The following is a 21,739-nucleotide window of genomic DNA, read 5'->3' as shown; positions in this document are numbered from 1 at the left end:
GGCCGGCCTGGATCGGCGACCATCACGCCATCATCGTATCTGGAGATCGCGGGTGAAGGACTACGGCCGACGCGACGTGGCCCTCGCCGCCGCCCTTTCGGGCGTTGCTGGCTATGTCGACGCCATTGGCTTCCTCAAGCTGGGCGGATTCTTCGTCTCGTTCATGAGCGGCAATTCCACCCGTCTGGGCGTGGGGCTGGCGACGGGCCATGTCGCCGCTGCGGCGACCGCCCTGACCCTGATCGCGCTGTTCGTGGCCGGCGTGGTGCTGGGGGCGCTGGTGGCGCGGCGCGCCGGCGAGGAGCGCCGCTCGACGGTGATGGCCCTGGAGGCCTTTCTGCTGGCGAGCGCGGCGGGGCTGATCATGGCGGGGCTGGACGGCCCGGGCGTGGCGGCCATGGTCCTGGCCATGGGCGCCGAGAACGCCGTCTTCCAGCGCAATGGCGACGTGGGCGTGGGGCTCACCTACATGACCGGAGCCCTGGTCAAGGCCGGGCAGCGGATCGCGGCGGCCCTGACGGGCGGCGATCGCTGGGCCTGGGGCCCGTACGTCCTGCTGTGGCTGGGCCTGACCCTGGGCGGAGCGCTGGGCGCGGCGGCCTATCTGCGGTTCGGCGTCCTGGCCCTCTGGGGCGCGGCGGTCCTGGTGGCGGCGCTGGCCGTGATCCGCCACGCCGAGGAAAAGCGCCTAGCCTAGGCTCCGGCAGAAGGTCGCCAGGGTCTCGGGATAGAGGCGATGCTCCTGCGCCAGCACGCGCAGAGACAGCGCGTGCTCGTCGTCGCCGGGCAGGATGCCCACGCGGGCCTGACCCAGGATCGGGCCTTCGTCGACGCCCGCCGTCACCAGATGCACCGTGCAACCCGCCTCGGCCTCGCCGGCCGCCAGGGCGCGGGCGTGGGTGTCGAGGCCCGGATACTTCGGCAGCAGGGAAGGGTGGATGTTGAGCATCCGGCCTTCCCAGGCGTCGACCAGGAAGGGCGTCAGGATGCGCATGTAGCCGGCCAGGGCGATGACCTGGACGCCGCGTTCGCGCAGGGCCGCGTCGATGGCCCGTTCATGGGCCTCGCGATCCTTGCCGAACGGCTTCTGATCGACGCACAGCGCCTCGATCCCGGCCGCCGAGGCCGTGGCGAGGCCGCCGGCGTCGGGCTTGTTGGCTAGCACCACGGCGATCTCGAACGGGCAGTCAGCGGCCTGGGCGGCGCGGACCAGGGCCTCCATGTTGGAGCCCCGGCCCGAGATCAGGACCGCGACCTTGGTCTTCTGAGGCATCAGCCCGCGACCAGCTGGCCGCAGATGAAGGCGTCCTCGCCGGCGTTGAGCAGGGCGGCCAGAACCGGCTCGGCGTCCGAAGACGCCACCACCAGGATGAAGCCGACGCCGCAGTTGAACGTTCGGCGCAGTTCGTGGTCAGAGATGCCGCCGACCTCCTGCATCCAGGCGAACACCGGCGGCAGGGGCCAAGCGTTCCAGTCGAACTCGGGGACCAGGCCCTTGGCGATGCAACGCGGCGGGTTTTCGATCAGGCCGCCGCCGGTGATGTGGGCGCCGCCCTTGACCCGGCCCGACTGCAGCAGGGGCAGGATCGATTTCACATAGATGCGGGTCGGGGCCATCAGGGCCTCGGCCAGGGTCTTGCCTTCTGCGAACGGGGCCGGAGCGTCCCAGGCCAGGCCCGAGCGCTCGACCACGCGGCGCACCAGGCTATAGCCGTTGGAGTGCGGACCCGAAGAGCCGACGCCGATGATCAGGTCGCCCGCGCGCTGCTTGTCCAGCTTGGGCAGGACGCCGTCGCGTTCGACCGCACCGACCGAGAAGCCGGCCAGGTCGTATTCACCGTCGCTGTACATGCCCGGCATCTCGGCGGTTTCGCCGCCCACCAGGGCCGCGCCGGCCAGCTTGCAGCCCTCGGCGATGCCGGCGACGACGCTCTTGGCGACCTCGAGGTCCAGCTTGCCGGTGGCGAAATAGTCGAGGAACAGCAGGGGTTCGGCGCCCTGGGCCAGAAGGTCGTTGACGCACATGGCCACCAGGTCGATCCCGACCGTGGCGTGCATCGACGCATCAATGGCGATCCGCAGCTTGGTGCCGACGCCGTCGGTGGTGGAGACCAGCAGCGGATCATCATAACCGGCCGCCTTCAGGTCGAACAGGGCGCCAAACCCGCCCAGGCTGCCGTCCGCGCCGGGGCGTCGCGTGGCCTTGGCCAGAGGCTTGATCGCCTCGACCAGGGCGTTGCCCGCATCGATGTCCACGCCCGACTGGGCATAGGTGAGGCCGTTGGGCAGATCGCTCATTCGCTCGCTCTGGTCTATTTGAAGACGCAATCTCGTCTTCAACTCGCGGAAATTTGCACGCAGGCGCCGCTTGACGCTTGCAGACTCGGGGGTGCGCGAGGCTATTAGCAGCCGATGAAGCCGATAACCACTACCGCCGAGCTGGCGGCGTTTTGTAATGCGTTGCAGGGCCAGCCCTTCGTCGCCGTGGACACAGAGTTCATGCGCGAGACGACCTATTGGCCAAAGCTCTGCCTGATCCAGGTCGGCGCGCCGAATATCGAGGCCGTTATCGATCCGCTCGCGGACGGCATCGACCTGGCGCCGCTGCTGGATCTGATGCGCGACGAGTCCGTGCTGAAGGTGTTTCACGCCGCTCGCCAGGACGTCGAGATCTTCAACAACCTGGGCGCCATGCCCCGGCCGTTGTTCGACACCCAGGTCGCCGGCATGGCCGCGGGCTTTGGCGAGCAGATCGCCTATGACGCGCTGGTCAGGCAGATGCTCAAGATCGAGCTGGACAAGTCCAGCCGGTTCACCGACTGGGCCCGCCGCCCGCTGTCGGAAGCCCAGCTGACCTACGCCCTGGCCGACGTCACCCACCTGGCCTCGCTGTTCCCGATGCTGCGTCAGCGGCTGATCGACGCCGGTCGCGGCGCCTGGGTCGAGGAAGAGATGAAGGCGCTCTGCGATCCGGCGGCCTATGACGTCGATCCGGAAAAGGCCTGGCGTCGCCTGCGCCCCCGCAAGACCGCCCCGAAGTATCTCGCCGTGTTCAAGGCCGTGGCGGCCTGGCGCGAGCGCACCGCCCAGACCCGGGACCAGCCGCGCGGCCGCATCCTGAAGGATGAGGCCATCGACGAGCTGGCCACCCAGGCCCCGACCTCGCTGGAAGGGCTCAACACCCTGCGCGGCGTGCCCAAGGGCTTTGGCGGCAGCAAGTTTGGTCCGGACCTGCTGGCGGCCATCAAGGCGGCCCTGGCCGATCCTGAAGGCTACGCGCCCGTGCTGGAAAAGCCCGGTCCGCCGCCGCCGCCCTCGGCGGGCGCTGTCGTCGAGCTGCTGAAGGTGCTGCTGAAGGCCCGGTCGGAAGAAGCCGGCGTGGCGTCCAAGCTCATCGCCACCGTCTCTGATCTGGAAAAGATCGCCGCCGACGACAACGCCTCGACGCCTGCCCTGGTGGGGTGGCGGCGCGACGCTTTCGGAGCCGACGCCCTGAAGATCAAGCGCGGCGAACTGGCCCTTGTGCTGGACGGCTCCAAGGTCCGTGTTGTCGAAGTGCGTCGCGCGCCCAAGCCAGAAGCGTCCTGATCAAGACCCGTTCGAGCGTCCCGACCCAAAGCGGGTGCGCTTGAAGGCTTGAAGCAACAGCCGTCGCACGACAGTGCGGAAGCTTTGCTATGGGTTCTCTCGCCCAGATGGAATCAGAGCGTATCCTGTAGCCTTCGGGGCGCTCCGAGGGGCGCGGTTGCGAGTGGGTTGGCGTAGCGGGGTGGTCTTGGCTGATTTCTGGGAGAGACTGGCCACCGAATACCATCCTGCCGCGGTGTCGCGTCGCAATCAGGTGCCTTTGCGGCTGTTCGTGATCCTGGTGTTGTGCGCGACAATGGCCTGGCGCTCCGGCTTTGAGTTCCTGCTCGGCTGGTCCGCCGCCTATGTCGTTGTTCAGGTCGCCGAACTTCAGGCCTTGCGGCGATTCCTGGCGTCTTCGCACCCGTCTTCAATCGTGGGGTTCAACCTCGTCACCGACCTGATGATGGCCGTTGTGTTCGGCTGGGTGGCTATCCCTCTGTGGCAGATCGGCACGCCGGCCGCCGCCGCAGCGGGCGCCCTGCTGATACTGGGCTCCATCCTCACGGCCCTGATGGGCGCGGAGGGCTGTCTCGGGGCCTTCCTTTCGGCGGTGACACCCCATCTGATCTATCTTTTCGTCCTGCCGATCTTCGGCGGCTCGCGGAACGATCCCGTGACGCCCTATTTCTTGATCGGCGCGGGCCTGTTCCTGCTGGTGCTGGCCATGGTCTTCATGTGGTCGCGCAAGGCCATGCAGGCCGAGCGGTCGGCGCGTCTGGCGGCCGAGGCGCAGACCGCCGCCAAGTCGGCCTTCGTCGCCATGGTCAGCCATGAACTGCGCACGCCGATCAATGCTCTGCTCAATGGCGCCAACGCCCTGGAGCGCCAGGCGGGGATCGACCGCGGCGCGGCCAGCCTGATCGCCAGCGCCGGCGGAATGATGAAGACCCTGCTCAACGACCTGCTCGACTACTCAAAGATCGAGGCCGGGCGCATGGGTGTCGAGGTGGTGGACTACGATCTGCGGGCCGCCGTGAACGAGACGGCCCTGCTGTGGCGCGCGGAGGCGCGATCCAAGGGCATCAAGCTGGAGGTCAAGGGCGCGCGCCTTCTGCCGCAGTGGGTGCGGGGCGATCCGATGCGCCTGCGACAGATCCTCAACAACCTGCTGTCCAACGCCATCAAGTTCACCGCCAAGGGCGGTGTGACCCTGTCCATCGCCATGGTGGAGGGCCCGCAGGGGCGTGAGGTCGCGATCACCGTCGTCGATACAGGGCGCGGCCTGTCGGAGGATCAGATCGCCCGCCTGTTCAACGCCTATGACCAACTGGGGGCGGCCACCGCGCGCAGCTACGGCGGCACGGGACTGGGGCTGGCGATCAGTCGGGATCTGGCTCGCCTGATGGGCGGCTCGCTCAGCGCCGCGGCCGACAGTGGCGGCGGGGCGCGGTTTCAGCTGATCCTCCCGGCGCCGCCGGGCGTCGCGCCGCCTGTCGCCAACGCGACCGAGACCGCTGCCCTGGAGGCGGTGGCGGACGCGCCGCTGGTGCTGGTGGTCGATGATCACGACATCAATCGACGAACCCTGCGTGGCATACTGGAAGCCTTCGGCGCCCAGGTCGAGACGGCCGAGGACGCCGAGACAGCGCTGGAAGCCGCTCATGCCAGAGTGTTCGATGCGATCCTGATGGACGTGCGCATGCCCGGCGTCGATGGCCTGGAAGCCACCCGGCGTCTTCGCGCGAGCGGTCTCAATCAGGCGACGCCGGTGATCGCGGTCACGGGCGCGGTCACCCCTGAGGATATCGCCGCCTGCAAGGCGGCCGGCATGACCGGCTGGGTCGAGAAGCCCGTAAACGCGACCGCGCTCTACGCCGCGCTGTTTGGCGCGGCGTCCGCCTGAGGTCCGCGACCCTCCCCCTCGGTGAGGGGAAGGGGAAGGCGGTTAGTGAGGCAGGATCGCGCCGCCGGCGGCCAGGCCCAGCGCGCAGAAGACGCCCAGATGGAAGACAATGCCGATCGCCACGGTGCGGCGGACCGACCACTTGCTCTCCTGGGCGAAGACCCGGGCGATGTCATGTTGCAGGCCCAGGGCGGGGCTTGCCGTCGGAGCATCGTTGTCGTTGGCGAGGCGAAGGGCAGGGCGCTTGCGCGCCTCGGGCGCGATGGCGTCCAGATAGTCCACTTTACGCTGAAGCATAACTGACCTCCTTGTGTGTTCCCGTACACACTAGGCAATCTATGCTAACAAACCGTACTCAATATCTGGGCGGCAGGTTGTATTGACTTCGTCCGGGCTTAATATGAGGAAATTTATACCTCATTAAGTACGGTGAGCGCGGTGCAATGACTTGTTTAGGATGTTGAGATCTTGAGTTTCAGGCCCAGAAGCTGAGCGGTCGTGCCCGCGCGCTTGCTGGTTTGTTCGCCCAGCAAGAGGTCGGCATAGCCGGGTTCGGCGGTGAGGGTCAGCTGCGACTTGTCGATCGACAGGCGCGACCTGGCCAGCAGGGGCGCGCTGCGGCCCGAGAGGTCGCAGCCCAGGCGGATCGCCGCGCCCAGGGCCCGCGCGCGCTTCAGGCGGGCCGGCGTCAGCAGCCGCTCCAGCACCTGGGCCTCGGGCGGGTTGAAGGCCGTGGAGTGGCGGGCATAGGCGGCGGCGGCCAGGAAGGCACGTTCGGCGTGGCCCTGGCCGGCGATCGGGGCGCGCAGCACCTGCTCGAAGACCAGATCGGCGCGATGGTCCGGGTGCAGGCGCGCGCCCAGGTCGGCCAGGCGGCAGGCGGCCGACATCAGCACCGCGTCACGGCCCTCGTCGAAGAGCGGCGGCAGGCTGGTGAAGGCTGAGGCGATCCAGGCGTTCAGGCCTTCGCCCAGCTCGTCGGCGACGCCCTGGCGGGCGCCCAGCGAGGCGCAGCCCTCGATCAGCGGGTCCAGGCCCCGCACGCGCGGCGGCATCGCCTCGAACAGCAGGCCCTCGCGCACGCCAAAGGCCGAGATCTCGATCCGCTTCAGCGACAGGGCTTCGATCAGGCTCTCCAGCACCACGGCGGCGTAGGGCAGGGTCTCCGAGCGCTTCTTGCTCATGCCCTCGATGCGTTCCAGCGAACTCTTGGACTGGTGCGCGACCAGACGCGCCGCTTCCAGGGCCTCTTGGGCGGAGATCTCGTACTGATGGACGACGTGCAGGGGATAGCCCGATAGTCGCATATGCAGCAGGGCCAGGTTACGCCAGGCGCCGCCGACGGCATGGAAGCTGTCGGTCTTGAAGGCGCTGGCCACCGGGGCCAGGCGCTGGGCGCACAGCCGCCGCACGCGCTCGCCGTCGAAGCCGTCGCTCAGGCCCAGGCTGAAGGGGCCCAGGGGCAGGGTCACGCCCAGGCCCGCGCCGGTGGTTTCCAGGCGGACCAGTTCAAGGCTCGCGCCCCCGAGGTCGCCCACGACGCCGGTGGCCCGTGGCGCGCCGGCCAGGACGCCCAGGGCGGCGTAACGGGCTTCTTCCTCGCCAGACAGGACGCGCACCGTCAGGCCGGTCTCGGCCTTGACCCGGGCGACGAAGGCGGGGCCATCGGAGGCCTCGCGCGCGGCGGCTGTGGCGACCACGAAGGTCTCGGCCGGGGCCACGGCCTCCAGCACGGCGCGGAAGCGCTTCAGGGCCGCCAGGGTCTGCAGCACGCCGTCGGGCGACAGCCGGCCGTTGTCGCCCAGGTCTCGACCCAGGCCCGCCAGCACCTTCTCGTTGAAGACCGTCCAGATGGCGCGGCCTTCCAGCCGGTACACCACCAGGCGCACCGAGTTGGAGCCGATATCGATCACGGCCGCGTCGCGCGGCGCCGGAAAGGGCATGGAGCTGGTTTAGCCTATTCAGGCGAGGGAGGAAGCGGGCCGCGACGAAAAACGCCGCGAGGAACTAGGACGGGCCATTAATCCGACAGGCCAGCAAGCGCCAGCCTGTTTCGACCCTGGCGTAGAAGCAGGTGCCAAAACGTCTTTGAAGTCCATGGTCGCGGGGCCCTCCCTTCAGGGCGGCGAAGGCGTGGTCGCGGCTGATCAGCAGCATCTGGCCGCTGGCCGGCGCGGCGCGACACTTGCCCCAGTAACGGACATTGGTGCCCAGCCGCCAGCCGGGGCCATAGAACCGGCCCTGCGACTGAAGCCGCTTGTCCAGCGCGTCGTACCGGCCCGCGTCGCCGATCTGGTCCAGACCCGGCTCTGCGGGGAGGGCCAGGATGGCGCAGATCTCGGCCTGATCGGACGCCCTGGGCGCGCAGGCGCTCAGGCCGGTCATCAGCAGCAGGGGCAGGGCGAGGCCGCGCCTCAACCGCGACGCGGTCCGACGTGGTCGAAGGCCATCGGCAGATCCTTCACCTTGTGACCGCGGCCCGACAGGCTGGGATTGGTCATGAAGTAGTCGTGGGCCGAGAAGGCGCCCTTGGCGTCCCAGCCCGGGTCGCGCGCATAGTCGCCCTCGCTGTCGAGGTTCCAGCTCTGGGCCTCGTCATTGAGGTTGGCGACCATGATCTGGTTCAGCACCTGCTGGTGCACGGTCGGGTTCTCGATCGGCACCAGGCTCTCGACGCGGCGGTCGAGGTTGCGGGGCATCCAGTCGGCCGAGCTGATGAACACCCGGCTCTGGGCGCTGGGCAGGGTGGCGCCGTTGGCGAAGGCCACCACGCGGGCGTGCTCCAGGAAGCGGCCGACGATGCTCTTGACCCGGATGTTCTCCGACAGGCCCGGCACGCCCGGACGCAGGCAGCAGATGCCGCGCACGACCAGATCGATGCTGACCCCGGCCTGGCTGGCGGCGTAGAGGGCGTCGATGATCTGGGGATCGACCACGGCGTTCATCTTGGCCCAGATGCCGGCCGGCTTGCCCGCCTTGGCGTTGTCGGCCTCGTGGGCGATCATCTTAAGCAGGTCGGGCTTGAGCGTCTCGGGCGAGAAGCTCAGCTTCTCCAGCCCATGCGGCTGGGCGTAGCCGGTGATGAAGTTGAACAGCTTGCCGCCGTCGCGGCCCAGGGCCGGATCGCAGGTGAACAGCGACAGGTCGGTGTAAACCCGCGCCGTCTGCGGGTGATAGTTGCCGGTGCCGAAGTGGCAGTAGGTGCGCAGGGCCTCGCCCTCGCGGCGCACCACCACCGACAGCTTGGCGTGGGTCTTCCAGTCGACGAAGCCGAACACCACGTGGACGCCCGCGCGTTCCAGATCGCGCGCCCACTTGAGGTTATTCTCCTCGTCGAAGCGGGCCTTGATCTCGACCAGGGCCGTGACGTTCTTGCCGTTGTCGGCCGCCTCGATCAGGGCCGCCACGATCGGGCTGTCCTTGGAGGTGCGGTACAGGGTCTGCTTGATCGCCAGCACGTTGGGATCGCGCGCCGCCTGGCGCAGGAACTGCACCACCACGTCGAAGCTCTCGAACGGGTGGTGGACCAGGATGTCCTTCTCGCGGATCGCCGCGAAGCAGTCGCCGCCGTGATCGCGCACGCGCTCGGGGAAGCGGGCGTTGTAGGGCTTGAACTTCAGGTCCGGACGGTCGGGCGGGATCAGCTCGCTCATCTGGGCCAGGCCCAGCTTGCCGTCCACCAGGATCACGTCCTCGGGCTCGGCGCGCAGGCCCTCGATGATGAAGGCGCGCAGGTCCTCGGGCATGGTGGTCTGGATCTTGACCCGCACCACCTGGCCCAGGCGACGCTTCTTCAGCCGCGCCTCGAACTCGCGCACCAGGTCTTCGGCCTCTTCCTCGATTTCCAGGTCGCTGTCGCGGATCAGGCGGAAGAGGCCGCGGCCCTCCACCTCGTAGCCGGGGAACAGGTGGTTCAGGAACAGGATGATGAAGCTTTCCAGCGCCACGATCTTGCGGGTGCGCTTCTTGCCCCGCGTCATCACGCTGGACAGCTCCCAGAACCGCTGCACCTGGCTGGGCACGGGCACCAGCGCATACAGGTGCTTGTCGTCGGCGATCCGGCGCAGCTTCAGCGCCAGGCAGAAGCCGAGGTTGGGGATGAACGGGAAGGGGTGGGCCGGATCGATGGCCAGGGGCGTCAGCACCGGGAACATCCGGGTCAGGAACAACTCCTCGGCCTTGACCTTGTCCTCGCCCTCGATGTCCTTGGCGTCCAGCAGCTTCAGGCCCTCGTCCCACAGCTCGGCCCGCACCTCGCGCCAGATCTTCTGCTGCTCGGCCATCAGGTCGAAGGCCGAGGCGTTGATCCGCGTCAGTTGCTCGCCGGGCGTCAGGCCGTCCTGGCTGACCACCCGCACGCCCTCGCGCACCTGGCCCTTCAGGCCGGCCACCCGCACCATGTAGAATTCGTCGAGGTTGTTGGCGCTGATCGACAGGAACCGCAGCCGCTCCAGCAGCGGATGGCGCGGATTGGCGCTCTCTTCCAGCACCCGCTCGTTGAAGGCCAGCCACGAGGTCTCGCGATTGATGAACCGCTCCGGCGAGGCCAGCAGCGCCTTGTCCAGGCGGCAGGTCTCGTCGTGGGCTTCGGCTTCGTTGGCGGGGGTCGGCAGGGCGGCGATGTCAGTCATCGGATGAACCATAGACGAGGTGTGTTCGCCTATGGTGAACGCGGCGGGTGACAGGGGCAAGACAAGCCCTCTCTGCCTACAAACTAACCTTGTCATCCCGGTCGGAGCGCGCAGCGCGGAGCGCCGGGACCCAGGGGCCAATGCAGTGCGGTTGCCCCTGGGTCCCGGACAGCCTCTGCGAGGCTTCCGGGATGACAAGGATTTTGGAGCGGAAAAGGGACCTCAGTCCTCTTCCTCATCCCCCTCGCCGAACGCCAGCACCTCCCCCGCCAGCACACGGGTGATCGCCCGGCCCTCGGCCGACGCCGCCTCGTCCAGCAGGTCGACCGCCGCCATGGCCTCCAGCGACGAGCGGGGGATGCGGCGCAGCAGGTAGGGATAGACGTCCGGGGCCGGGGTGATGGCCCGCGCCGCGAAGGCCCGGCGCAGCACGGCTTCCAGCACGATGTCGTCGGGCTCGTCGATACGGGCCACGGCGGTGGCGTTGAGGCGCGAGCGGAGGTCTGGCACCACGCAGTCCCAGGCCACCGGCGCCAGCCGCCCGGTCAGCAGCAGGGTGCCGCCGTCGACCCCGGCCATGTTGATCAGGTGAAACAGGGTCTCGTCGTCCAGATGGCCGCCTTGCGCCCGCCGGTCGGCGTCGTCGATCAGCACCGCGCGGCCGCGCAGGGCCGACAGGTCCAGCGGCGCTTCAAGCGGATTGGCGGCCTCGACCACCACGGCGTCGGCCCGCGCGGCCCAGTCGCGCGCCAGATGGGTCTTGCCCGCCCCGGCGTCCCCCACCAGGGCCAGCCGCCCGTCGCCCCAGCGCGGCCAGGCGTCAAGCGCCTCCAGCGCCTGGGCGTTGGTCGGCGACGCCGCAAAGTCGGCGCGCGCGAACGACGGCGGGCTGTGCAGCGGCAGTCTGAACTGACGGGACAAGTCGGGGAGTGTCCGGCGTGGTTACGGGGTGTGCTGGATATAGGCCGGGTGCGGCGGAAGCGCGAGCGGGGTGGGTGAGGGAAGGTGGGGATGGAGGGAAAGAGGGTGTGGATGGCAAGGATACGGTTGCTCTTTAAGGTGGTGTTTCGGATTCCAGTGTGCTGGGTTGAGTGGTCGTCGCCTGAAAGAAAGAAGTGATGCCAAACCTGATTTGGAAGGGCCTCGCGAGCTTGGCTATTTCCGCCCTGGTCTCTGTGGGCTCTGCATGGGCGACGGAGAATACGGCTGCCAAGGCCTTCGGCGCTCGGCCGGGCGTTGAGCAGGCGAGTCTTTCTCCTGACGGCATGTGGATCGCCCTCGTGCAGCCGCTTCAGGACGGCCAAGCCTCGGCGCTGTTTGTCGCGCCGCTCGATGGGACGGGACAGCCGAAGGCCATTCTCTCGGCCACTGGTCGCCCGGAGCGCCTGCGCGACTGCGGCTGGGTATCGAACACGCGCCTGGTTTGCAGCATCTATATCCTGGCTTTGCGTGATGGCTTTAGGCTTGGCCATACGCGGATGATCGCGGTGAACGCGGATGGAACCAAGGCTCAGGAGTTGAGCGCGCGCTCCTCCGGCGTTGTTCTCGGCTATCAGCAGGATGGCGGCGAAATCATTGATGGTCTGGCCAATGACGCCAGCGGCTCGGTGTTGATGACCCGGGTCTATACGCCAGAAGCGAGCACGGGAACCCTGCTGGCCAACCAGAGAAAGGGCCTTGGCGTCGAGCGGGTAGACACCAATACGCTTCGCCGCAGCTTGGTGGAGCCTCCCCATGAGGACGCCGTACACTACATCTCTGATCAGTTTGGTTCTGTTCGTATCCTGGGCCAGCAGTTGAAGACCAACACAGGATACAACCGGGCCCAGATCAACTATGTCTACCGCCCAGCTGACGGTGGTCCCTGGACGCCCCTCGGGATGATGGACTGGGACGCCCATTCCGGATTTCGGCCTGTGGCCGTGGATCGCGATCTAAACGTTGCCTATGGGTTCGAATGGCTCAACGGTCGACAGGCGGTTACTCGGGTTTCACTCGACGGATCGATGAAGCGTGAGGTTCTGCTATCTCGCGATGATGTCGATGTGGACAGGCTGATCCGCATCGGTCGTCAGAACCGGGTTGTTGGCGCCAGCTTCGCGACGGACAAAAGACAGAGTGTCTTCTTCGATCCCACCTTGAAGGCGCTGACAACGTCGTTGTCCAAGGCGCTTCCCGGTCATCCGGTGATCAATTTCGTCGATGCCAGCCAGGACGAGAGTCGTCTGCTGCTCTGGGCCGGCAGCGATATCGATCCGGGCCGTTATTATCTCTATGACAAGACGACGCGTCGGCTGAGCGAGATCATGCCCCAGCGTCCCGAACTGGCCTCCGTCAAGCTCGCGACTGTGCAGGCCATGACTTACAAGGCCGATGACGGGACCATGGTCCCGGCCTATCTCACCCTACCGCCCGGTAGCGACGGGAAGAGCCTTCCCGCGATCGTCATGCCGCACGGCGGGCCCGCCGCGCGTGACGAATGGGGCTTCGACTGGCTGGCGCAGTATTTCGCCAATCAGGGCTTTGCGGTGTTGCAACCTAATTTTCGCGGATCCTCCGGCTATGGCGAGGCCTGGTTCGAACAGAACGGGTTCCAATCGTGGCGTAAGGCGATTGGCGATGTAAACGATGCCGGACGCTGGCTGAGGGATCAGGGCATTGCCGCTCCCGGAAAGCTGGCCATCGTCGGATGGTCGTACGGCGGCTATGCCGCGCTCCAGTCTTCAGTTCTTGATCCAGAACTGTTCAAGGCCATCGTCGCCGTGGCGCCGGTCACTGATCTTGAGACGCTGCGCGAGGAATCTCGCAACTTCACGAATTTCAAAATCATGGACGCCTACATCGGTCGCGGACCGCATCTGCGCGAAGGATCGCCCGCTCAAAACGCAGAGAAGATCAAAGCTCCGATTTTGATGTTCCATGGCGACCAAGATGTGAATGTTGGCGTTGGCGAGTCTCGTCTCATGCTTTCGCGGCTGAAGAGCGCCGACAAGAAGGCTGAACTCGTCATCTTCCCAGGTCTTGACCACCAATTGGACGACAGCGCCGCGCGCGCGCAAATGCTGGACAAGGCCGAGGTCTTTCTGCGCGCTTCACTGGGTCTTTAACCCGGAGGCTGTGATCAACTTCGAAGGGTTACGAGCCGCCTAGAGACCTCCCAACCCCCATCGCACCGCCAACAACCCAAACCCCACGAGGATCACCGGCCCGAATACCGCGAACGTCCAGCGGGTGATCCGCTCCGGCAGGAAGGTGTCGTAGGCGCCGTCCCTGGTCGCGCCGTACTTCACGGCGATGGCGGTCAGGGGGCATTTGAGGCCGAAGGCGGCGAAGACGACGCTCTCGCCGGCGACCAGCGCGGCCGCCACCCACAGCCAGGGGCCGTGCGCGCCGGTGATCCCGGCATAGAGGACGACGAGGCTGGCGCTGGCCATCACGACATAGATCACCGTGTGCAGGGCGCGGACCAGGGTCAGGCGGTGAGCGTCGGTCATGGGCGCAGCTTAGCGTTCCTTCTCCCCTTGCGGGAGAAGGTGGCCCCGGCGAAGTCCGGGGTCGGATGAGGGGTTGAAGGCGAGGGCCGCCGCGACGTGCGGAACGACGGGTTCGGCGCCGGCGGTGCTACCCCTCATCCGGCGCTCCGCGCCACCTTCTCCCGCAGGGGGAGAAGGACTATCTCAAACCCATGACCTCACCACCCCCCGACCTCGCCGCCTGGCGCGCCGCCATCACCAAGCCGCCCGGCCCCCTCGGCGGCCTCGCGCGCAAGGCGCAGGTCAGGATCAACCAGATCATCCCCGAAAAGGTCCACGCCGCGATCACCGCCGCCATGGAGGGCATGACCCGGGCCATCCTGACCGGGGCCGACTTCGCCACCGGCTCGCCCCTTCACGGCCTGACCCTGAATGAGCGGCGCGCCAAGGCCGCCGCCGCCATCGACGGCTGGAAGAAGACCGCGAGCGTCGAGGGCGGGATTTCCGGGGCCGGGGGCTTCCTGCTGGCGGCGGCCGATTTCCCGCTGCTGATGAGCTTCAAGATCAAGCTGCTGTTCGAGATCGCCGCGATCTTCGGCCATGACGGCACGGCGCTGGATGAGCGGCTCTATATTCTGCACATCTTCGAGCTGGCCTTTTCCGACGCCGGCCACCGGGCCCGGGTGCTGGCGGCGATGGATGACTGGGACTTGCGTAGAGGGGAGCGGCCGGGCGGCCTGGAGGCCTTCGACTGGCGGGCCTTCCAGCAGCAGTATCGCGACCATATCGACCTGGCCAAGCTGGCCCAGCTGCTGCCCGTGGTCGGCGCGCCGGTGGGGGCCATCGTCAACTGGCGGCTGGTCGAGCACCTGGGGACGACGGCGGTGATGGCCTATCGGATGCGGGAGGCGGGGGCGACGACGGGGCCGACTACGGTGATTGCGATCGCGCCGTCCACGGATGGGGACGGGGATAGACGCCCCAGGTCCTCCCCCTGAAGGGGGAGGCGGCCGGAGGCCGGTGGGGGAACACCGCATTGAGTCTGCAGCACTTCCCCCTCCGATCGCTACGCGATCGCCTCCCCCGCTAGGGGGAGGACCGACGCGGGCGTCCAGACAATCGACGCAGCCCCGCTCAAACCTCCCGTATTCTGTAGTCACCTCGTCGCGAGGAAAGGGCGCAAGGCCAGCGACCATTGCGGCGGCGGGGGGTGATCGAGCGGGAAGCTCAATCGATGGCGGGAGGAGCGTCTTGCGCTCCGGGCCGTCAACCTCGTTGTTCTCTGGCGGCGGTCGGCCGTGGAAAACTAAAACGACGTGACCTCGAGGGTCGAACGAGCAGCAGGCTGGTCCGGAAGGATCAGCAGTCCGGGCGGGGAACGCTATCCCGTCCGCCCGTCGGAGGCTTCAAGGCGGCGAGGCCCCAACAGGGCTCGAGCGCCGCGCGCTTTCGCCAGAACGGTCACGCGGAGCGGACGGCTTCGTCGAAACGGTATTTATCAAACTCTTCCGGACGTGGTCCGGACGCTCCGCGACCCTTTCCATCGCCATCGCAGCGAAAGCGCGAGGGGGCGAAGCTGTGCGCCTAAATCCTCCCCCTAGCGGGGGAGGTGTCGGCCCGGAGGGACGACGGAGGGGGAAGTGACGCGGCGCGACAGCCATCCTTCCCCCTCCGGTCCTTCGGACCGCCTCCCCCTTCAGGGGGAGGATCTGAACCGCAGAATCCTTGACATATCCGCCCCCCCATGCGCCTTTCCGCGCCTTGCAAATCAACGCGTTCCCGCGACTTTCGAAGACTTTGTCATGACCACCATGCACGCCTACCGCACCCACACCTGCGGCGCCCTTCGGGCTTCCGACACCGACGCCACTGTGCGGGTGTCGGGCTGGATCCACCGCAAGCGCGACCATGGCGGCCTGGTCTTCATCGACCTGCGCGACCATTACGGCCTGACCCAGCTGGTGCTGCACCCGGAAACGCCGGGCTTCGCCATCGTCGAGCGCCTGCGCGCCGAGAGCGTGATCAAGGTGGACGGCAAGGTGGTGGCGCGCGACGCCGCGGCCGTGAACCCCAACCTGCCGACCGGCGAGATCGAGATCCACGTCACCGCCGTGGAAGTGCTGAGCGAGGCCGCCGAGCTGCCGCTGCCGGTGTTCGGCGAGCCCGACTATCCCGAAGAGATCCGCCTCAAGCACCGCTATCTCGACCTGCGCCGCGAGACCCTGCACAAGAACATCGTGCTGCGCAGCAAGGTGATCCAGTCGATCCGCGCGCGGATGTTCGACCAGGGCTTCAACGAGTTTCAGACCCCGATCCTGACCGCCTCGTCGCCGGAAGGCGCGCGCGACTTCCTGGTGCCCTCGCGCCTGCATCCTCAGAAGTTCTACGCCCTGCCGCAGGCGCCCCAGCAGTTCAAGCAGCTGCTGATGGTGTCGGGCTTCGACCGCTATTTCCAGATCGCGCCGTGCTTCCGCGACGAAGACCTGCGCGCCGACCGTTCGCTGGAATTCTACCAGCTGGACGTCGAGATGAGCTTCGTCACGCAGGAAGACGTGTTCGCGGCCATCGAGCCGGTGATGCACGGCGTGTTCGAGGAATTCTCGGGCGGCAAGCCGGTGTCGCCGATCTCGGGCGTGCAGACCTTCACCAACGATTTCGGCGCGACGATGGAGCACAAGGGCTTCGAGCGCCTGACCTACGCCCAGTCGATGGCCTGGTACGGCAGCGACAAGCCCGACCTGCGCAACCCGATCAAGATGCAGGACGTCTCCGAGCACTTCCGCGAGGGCGGCTTTGGCCTGTTCGCCAAGATCCTGGGCGCTGATCCCAAGAACCGCGTCTGGGCGATCCCGGCCCCGACCGGCGGCAACCGCGCCTTCTGCGACCGCATGAACTCGTGGGCGCAGGGCGAGGGCCAGCCGGGCCTGGGCTACATCTTCTGGCGCGCCGCCGACGAGCACGGCAATGAAGAGGGCGCCGCCGGCCCCATCGCCAAGAACATCGGCGAGGAACGCTCGGCCGCCATCGCCGCGCAGCTGGGCCTGAAGACCGGCGACGCCGCCTTCTTCGTGGCCGGCGATCCCGCCACCTTCGCCAAGTTCGCCGGCCTGGCCCGCACCCGCGTCGGCACCGAGCTGGCCCTGGTGGACGAGAACCAGTTCAAGTTCTGCTGGATCGTCGACTTCCCGATGTTCGAGTGGAACGAGGACGAAAAGCGCGTCGACTTCTCGCACAACCCGTTCTCGATGCCGCAGGGCGGCCTGCAGGCCCTCGAGAACGAGGATCCGCTGACCATCCGCGCCTATCAGTACGACATCGTCTGCAACGGCTATGAGCTGTGCTCGGGCGCGATCCGGAACCACAAGCCCGAGATCATGCTCAAGGCCTTCGAGATCGCCGGCTATGGCCCCGAGGTGGTCGAGGAGCAGTTCGGCGGCATGCTGAACGCCTTCCGCTTCGGCGCCCCGCCGCACGGCGGTCTGGCCCCCGGCATCGACCGGATCGTCATGCTGCTGGCCGAGCAGGTGGCCATCCGCGAGGTCATCGCCTTCCCGCTGAACCAGCAGGGCCAGGACCTGCTGATGAACGCCCCGGCCGAGGCCCAGGAGCGCCAGTACAAGGAGCTGCACATCCGGGCCGCTCCCCCCATCAAGGTGTAGGGCCATCAAGGTCTAGTCCGAACAGAAAAAGGCCCCGGTTCTCGCGAACCGGGGCCTTTTGACCGTATGGGGCGGACGGTCAGTATTTGGGAGGCTGGGGAGCCTTGGGCGGCTTGGGCGGCGCGGGCGCGGCCCAGGCGGCGACGCCGGCGGCCTTCTGGGCTTCGGCGGCGGCCCTCTGGGCCTCGGCCTGGGCGCGCTGGAAGTCGACGATGACCCGGATCTGGCGGCGGTCGCCGTGACAGGAGCGGACGGTCAGGCCGCGGGGCAGGCGGGTGACGCCGTCGCCGCAGGCTTCGTCCAGCTGGTCCTGGTCCAGGCCCCGGGCGCCCGACAGGTCGGCCCCGCCGATCATGGCGTTCGACAGGTCGGCGCCCCGGAAGTCGGCGCCGTTGAACACCGCGCCGCGCAGGTTGGCGGCGTTGAACTCGGCGCCCCGGAAGTCGGCGCCGTCGAAGCGGCCGTTGGTCAGGTTGGCGCCGTTCAGCTCGGCGTTGCGGAAGTTGCCGTCGCGGGCGTTGACCGAAACCAGGTTGGCGCCGGTCAGCTCGGCGTTGGAGAAGTTGGCGCGGTTCAGCACGGCACCGACCATGTTGGCCCCGTGCAGCTCCGACGCCGAAAGGTCGACCCGGGTCAGGTTGGCGCTCTGGAAGTTGGCGCCGCTGCTCTCGACACCCGACAGGCGGGCGTCGGTGAAATTGGTGGAGGCGAAGTTGGCGCCCCGCATCTCGGCGCCGCGCAGATCGGCGCGGGTCAGGTCGGCGCTCTGGAAGTTGGAGCCGTAGAAGGCCGCGCCGCGCAGGTCCGAGCCGATCAGGATCGCCTTGGCGAAATTGGCGCCGGTGAACTTGGCGCCGGTCAGCTTGCGGCCCGACAGCTCGCAGCTGACGCACACGCCGCCGAACGAGACCAGACGGGCGACGTCCTTGTCCTCGCTCGAGGCCTGCGCCTGGCCGGCCAGGGCCGTCAGGCCCAGGGTCAGTGCTGCGAGTGAAACGCCCAAGCGGGACATCGAAATCTCCTATCAGCCAATACGCGACTGCATGAGTTACGATTTGGCCCCGCGAGCCGCCGGGCGCCACTTAAATCGCGGTAATGACAGCGACTTAACGGCAACCGGGGATGGAAAGGCCACGCGGCAAACGGGTGGACTGGTCGCCGCAGGCCCGGTTCAGCTGGCTCTGGGACAGGCCGACGGCGCGATCCATCTCGGCGCCGGAAAAGTTCGCGCCGGACAGATTGGCTCCGGAAAAGTTCGCGCCCTCCAGATAGGCGCCGACGAAGCTGGCGTTGGTCAGGTCGCTCCGGGCGAAGCTCGCGCCGCCAAACACGCCGCCATAGGCGTTGACGTCGCGCAGATCGCCGCCCGAGAAGCTGGCGCGGTTCATCACGACCGTCGACAGGTCGGCCTGGCGCAGGCGGGCCTTTGACAGGTTCAGGCCGCGCAAGGTCAGATTGGCGAGGTCGGCCTGGAACAGGTTACAGCCCGGGCAGCTCGCGCCGCTACGAACCCGGGCGATCTGGCTTGGGTTCTGGGCCAGGGCGGGGAGGGCGCCGGCCAGGGCGGCGGCGCTGAGCGCCAGGACGGCGAGACGGGCGATCGGGGTCATCTTGAAACGCATCCTGGCGACTATCGGCGCGATCAGGATGGCGCCGGAAGTTTAAGGCCGGGCAAACGACCTCAGGTCGCGGGCTCCGACCGGTTGGACTGCACGCCGCAACTGTCGCAGACGGTGATCGCGCCGCGCTGGGTCAGGGCGATGTCGCCACAGGCCGGGCAGACATCGGCTTCACCGACAGTGGGGCGGGCGCCGTCCTCGGACTTGCGTCCGCCGAACGGCAGGAACACCAGATTGTCGGGCGCAGCGCCGCGCGAGAAGCCCTTGGAGATGAACTTGCTGGCGGGCAGGGGCGCGGCTTCCGCCTCGGCGGCGTCGGCCTTGCCATGGCCCAGGCCGTCGGCGTTGAACTCCTGCGGGTCGGCGTTGGCCAGGTCATCACGCCCCAGATACGAGACGCCCAGTTCGCGAAACACATAGTCGAGGATCGAGGTCGCGGACTTGATGGAGTCGTTGCCCGTCACCGGCCCCGCTGGCTCGAAGCGGGTGAAGACGAAGGCGTCGACAAACTCGTCCAGCGGCACGCCATGCTGCAGGCCCAGAGAGACCGCGATGGCGAAATTGTTCATCAGGCTGCGGAAGGCGGCGCCTTCCTTGTGCATGTCGATGAAGATTTCGCCGACTTCGCCGTCGTCATACTCGCCGGTGTGCAGATAGACCTTGTGGCCCCCAACGGCCGCCTTCTGGATGTAGCCCTTGCGACGGTCGGGCAGCTTGCGGCGCGAGCGGTCGCGCTCGACGATTTTCTCGACCACCCGCTCGGTGACGACCTGCTCGCGCGCCGCCTGCCGTGGCGCTTCAGTGGGCTCTTCCGGCAGGTCCAGCCGGAAGTCGGCGGGAACATCGGCCCGGCTCAGGCGCAGGGCGCGAACGCCCGCTCGAGCCGCGGCGGCCTGCAGTCGAACGCCATCCACCGGCCGCGCGTCGAAGGGGAGGTGCAGGGCGACAGGGGCTGGCGCGCAGGTGAAGGTCTCGACGGCCGCGACCATCGCCAGTCGATCGGCCAGAGCCGGGGCCTCGATCGCCTGGAATGTCGCCCGCACTTCGGCGGTCAAGGCTTCGCAATCGGAGAGGCCGCCGGTTCCCAGCGCGTAACGCTCGGCTGCGCGGATCTCGCTTGGTGAAAAGCCCGCGAAGGCCAGGGTGTCGAAATGGGGTTGGGTCAGCGCCCGGGATGGCGCGCCCAGCACGTCGCTCAGAAAGCCCGCGCCCACCACGCTCGGGGCGAAAGCCTCGCGAAGCCCGCCGGCTGACCGCAGCACGCCCTCGACCATTTCGATCTCGTGTGCGGTGAAGCCTCGCGCTTGCAGCGTCTGATGGTCAATGGAAGGCGCGTCGGCGAGGGAGCCATGACCCAGAGCATGACGTCGCGCGCCGTCGATGTCGGCCTCGCTGCCCGTCAGAAAGGCGAAGGTCGCGGCGCTGAACGACGGCACCAACAGGCCGTCCGCGGTCTGTGCGGTCGAGACCGGAGACGCAGCGCCCGCGCAGCCCATCCGCGCGCCGCCAAGGCGCAGGCTGGCCTCGTCGTCTTCGAAGGCGACGGTGAGCGTTGAGGATCGCAGGCCGTGCTTCTTGGCCAGGCCATGAGCCATGGCCAGCGCCGTGGCGGCCTCGGCCGCTAGCGGGGAGCGGAGCGCCGCGGCTCGAACGCGACGCTCGGCCAAGCCACGCAGCACGGCTTGCCGGTCCTGGGTGAAGATCGGATCGGCGCCCAGGGTGGCGGCGACTTCGGCGCTGGCGGCCAGGGCCGCGCCCGTGGCCAGAGCCCAGAGGGCGGCGGCTCCATCTCGGCCGTCGCTGCTGGCCACCGAGAGGCCTTGCGCCAGCAGCCAGTCGCCGACGCCTGCCAGACCAATTACCGCGCGCTGCGCGCCGCGCTCGATTTCCAGCGCCGTCGTCCACAGATGGACGGCGTAACTGAAGCCCTGGATATTGAAAGCGTCGCCCGACTGGAAGGCCGAGGCGTCGATCGCCGCACCGAGCGTCGCGCCGCGAGCCACGGCCTCGGCGTCCTCCGGCGACAGGGCGAGGGTGAGGGCGCTGGTCTCCCAGCCGATCTGGGCCGCATGACTCGCGTCGTCGTCGCCGGCGGCGACGGTGGAGCGCGAGGCCGAGGCGACCATCGCGATGTCGGGCACCGCGTTCGGATCGGGCAACGGTGTGCGGTCTATCCCGGCCATGGCGATGGCGTCGGAGATCATCCGATCGTCCGCGCCCAAGTCGCGGGCCCGACGGGCGGCGCGAGCCAGCGCGGTATTTTTGCTGGGATCGGAGCAGGCCTTCGCGTCGCCATGGCATCGTTGAACCGCATCGCCGACCTGGGCGAGGGCGGAGTCGAGCTTCGCTGCGGCCTTGCTGGCGAGCAGGTGGCCCCGTCGACGGGCGACATGGCCCTCCGCGAGGCGGCGAAACTCGATCTGGGCGATGTCCGGCAGCAGGTCCAGGCCCGCTGCCGGGCTGGCTGGCGTAGCGACACCGGTGAGCATTGTCGTGAGCAGGGCGTCGCGGAAGGCGCCGGCGTCGGCGGCGTCGGCGAAGACGCCCCTGGCCAGGCCCGCCTTGGCTAGCCGTTCCGCGTAGCGCGAGGGGCCGCCGCCCAAGGGCGAATCCGACTCGAAGGGGGCTCCCGACCAATCCAGCCAGCACTCCACACGCGCATCGGTCCAGGACGCGGGCGCCAGGACGTCAAGGAAAGCATCGCTGCGTTCAAGGTCGCGTCGCTCCAGCCCGGGGGGCTGACCGACATATCCGGATTGAATGCGCATGTGCGATTCCGCGTCTAGGCGCTGGGAGGCTGCCAATCTAGAGCGCCCCATAGCAGCCTTCAATAGATGTTGGGGGCTAAGGGAGTATGGTCCACAAGATGTTGAAGCGCCATCGT

The 21,739-nt window shown here is 67.9% G+C and carries 17 protein-coding genes and 2 pseudogenes; 6 read left to right on the top strand and 13 right to left on the bottom strand.

The annotated features are described in order from the left end of the window. Positions 1-52 precede the first annotated feature (52 nt). Positions 53-697 (top strand): YoaK family protein, encoded by a 645-nt coding sequence (locus ACQY9P_RS18655; protein ID WP_421737734.1) that lies wholly within the window; start codon positions 53-55, stop codon positions 695-697. Here ACQY9P_RS18655 and purN read toward each other — a convergent pair. Both purN and purM read right to left on the bottom strand, forming a co-directional pair. After that, positions 689-1,273 (bottom strand): phosphoribosylglycinamide formyltransferase, encoded by a 585-nt coding sequence (gene purN, locus ACQY9P_RS18650; RefSeq protein WP_421737735.1) that lies wholly within the window; start codon positions 1,271-1,273, stop codon positions 689-691. The two genes, ACQY9P_RS18655 and purN, sit on opposite strands and share 9 nt — an antisense overlap. Next, positions 1,273-2,298 (bottom strand): phosphoribosylformylglycinamidine cyclo-ligase, encoded by a 1,026-nt coding sequence (gene purM, locus ACQY9P_RS18645; RefSeq protein WP_421737736.1) that lies wholly within the window; start codon positions 2,296-2,298, stop codon positions 1,273-1,275. The genes purN and purM overlap by 1 nt, the downstream gene beginning before the upstream one ends. 114 nt (positions 2,299-2,412) lie before the next feature. Between purM and rnd the strand changes: the two genes are divergently transcribed. Beyond that, positions 2,413-3,588 carry a ribonuclease D gene (gene rnd, locus ACQY9P_RS18640; RefSeq protein WP_421737737.1) on the top strand — a complete coding sequence of 392 codons (1,176 nt, stop codon included), beginning with the start codon at positions 2,413-2,415 and terminating at the stop codon, positions 3,586-3,588. A 181-nt stretch (positions 3,589-3,769) separates the two neighbouring features. Beyond that, entirely contained in the window at positions 3,770-5,473 is a 1,704-nt protein-coding gene (locus tag ACQY9P_RS18635; protein ID WP_421737738.1) for a response regulator, read from the top strand. A 42-nt stretch (positions 5,474-5,515) separates the two neighbouring features. Here the strand turns inward: ACQY9P_RS18635 and ACQY9P_RS18630 are convergent, their stop codons facing one another. From ACQY9P_RS18630 to ACQY9P_RS18610, 5 genes are all read right to left on the bottom strand, one after another. Then, on the bottom strand, positions 5,516-5,770 hold the full coding sequence (locus tag ACQY9P_RS18630) for a hypothetical protein (protein WP_421737739.1): 255 nt from the start codon (positions 5,768-5,770) through the stop codon (positions 5,516-5,518). A 155-nt stretch (positions 5,771-5,925) separates the two neighbouring features. Continuing rightward, positions 5,926-7,416, bottom strand: coding sequence for a Ppx/GppA family phosphatase (locus tag ACQY9P_RS18625; protein WP_421737740.1), 1,491 nt, complete (start codon positions 7,414-7,416; stop codon positions 5,926-5,928). 64 nt (positions 7,417-7,480) lie between these two features. Continuing rightward, a complete protein-coding gene (locus ACQY9P_RS18620) occupies positions 7,481-7,891 on the bottom strand; it encodes a hypothetical protein (RefSeq protein WP_421737741.1) in 411 nt (136 codons plus the stop codon). After that, complete coding sequence (locus ACQY9P_RS18615; RefSeq protein ID WP_421737742.1) at positions 7,888-10,104, bottom strand: RNA degradosome polyphosphate kinase; 2,217 nt, start codon at positions 10,102-10,104, stop codon at positions 7,888-7,890. The genes ACQY9P_RS18620 and ACQY9P_RS18615 overlap by 4 nt, the downstream gene beginning before the upstream one ends. A 222-nt stretch (positions 10,105-10,326) precedes the next feature. Continuing rightward, a complete protein-coding gene (locus ACQY9P_RS18610) occupies positions 10,327-11,025 on the bottom strand; it encodes a chromosomal replication initiator DnaA (protein WP_421737743.1) in 699 nt (232 codons plus the stop codon). A 197-nt stretch (positions 11,026-11,222) separates the two neighbouring features. Between ACQY9P_RS18610 and ACQY9P_RS18605 the strand changes: the two genes are divergently transcribed. Then, on the top strand, positions 11,223-13,211 hold the full coding sequence (locus ACQY9P_RS18605) for an alpha/beta hydrolase family protein (RefSeq protein ID WP_421737744.1): 1,989 nt from the start codon (positions 11,223-11,225) through the stop codon (positions 13,209-13,211). Positions 13,212-13,250: 39 nt separating this feature from the next. Here ACQY9P_RS18605 and ACQY9P_RS18600 read toward each other — a convergent pair whose 3' ends face one another. Beyond that, entirely contained in the window at positions 13,251-13,598 is a 348-nt protein-coding gene (locus ACQY9P_RS18600) for a hypothetical protein (protein ID WP_421737745.1), read from the bottom strand. A gap of 191 nt (positions 13,599-13,789) precedes the next feature. Between ACQY9P_RS18600 and ACQY9P_RS18595 the strand changes: the two genes are divergently transcribed. Beyond that, on the top strand, positions 13,790-14,575 hold the full coding sequence (locus ACQY9P_RS18595; protein WP_421737746.1) for an EcsC family protein: 786 nt from the start codon (positions 13,790-13,792) through the stop codon (positions 14,573-14,575). Positions 14,576-14,711: 136 nt separating this feature from the next. On the opposite strand, the pseudogene ACQY9P_RS18590 reads toward ACQY9P_RS18595, so the two are convergent. Beyond that, positions 14,712-14,806 (bottom strand): annotated as a pseudogene (locus tag ACQY9P_RS18590) (hypothetical protein); the annotation flags it as partial. A gap of 227 nt (positions 14,807-15,033) precedes the next feature. Further along, positions 15,034-15,121, bottom strand: a pseudogene (locus ACQY9P_RS18585) (hypothetical protein); the annotation flags it as partial. Between the two features lie 258 nt (positions 15,122-15,379). On the opposite strand from ACQY9P_RS18585, the gene aspS reads away from it, so the two are divergent. Then, positions 15,380-17,236, top strand: coding sequence for an aspartate--tRNA ligase (gene aspS / locus ACQY9P_RS18580; protein WP_421737747.1), 1,857 nt, complete (start codon positions 15,380-15,382; stop codon positions 17,234-17,236). Positions 17,237-17,315: 79 nt separating this feature from the next. Here the strand turns inward: aspS and ACQY9P_RS18575 are convergent, their stop codons facing one another. The 3 genes from ACQY9P_RS18575 to ACQY9P_RS18565 form a co-directional block, all read right to left on the bottom strand. Next, positions 17,316-18,248, bottom strand: coding sequence for a pentapeptide repeat-containing protein (locus ACQY9P_RS18575; protein ID WP_421737748.1), 933 nt, complete (start codon positions 18,246-18,248; stop codon positions 17,316-17,318). 94 nt (positions 18,249-18,342) lie between these two features. Then, entirely contained in the window at positions 18,343-18,846 is a 504-nt protein-coding gene (locus tag ACQY9P_RS18570; RefSeq protein ID WP_421737749.1) for a pentapeptide repeat-containing protein, read from the bottom strand. 71 nt (positions 18,847-18,917) lie between these two features. Continuing rightward, positions 18,918-21,623 (bottom strand): ribonucleotide reductase, encoded by a 2,706-nt coding sequence (locus ACQY9P_RS18565; protein ID WP_421737750.1) that lies wholly within the window; start codon positions 21,621-21,623, stop codon positions 18,918-18,920. Positions 21,624-21,739: the final 116 nt, after the last annotated feature.

It is taken from the genome of Caulobacter sp., from assembly GCF_965279145.1.
In the GTDB taxonomy this organism is placed as follows: domain Bacteria; phylum Pseudomonadota; class Alphaproteobacteria; order Caulobacterales; family Caulobacteraceae; genus Caulobacter.
The sequence above is the reverse complement of the archived record's forward strand: the minus strand, read 5'-3'. Positions and strand labels throughout refer to the sequence as shown.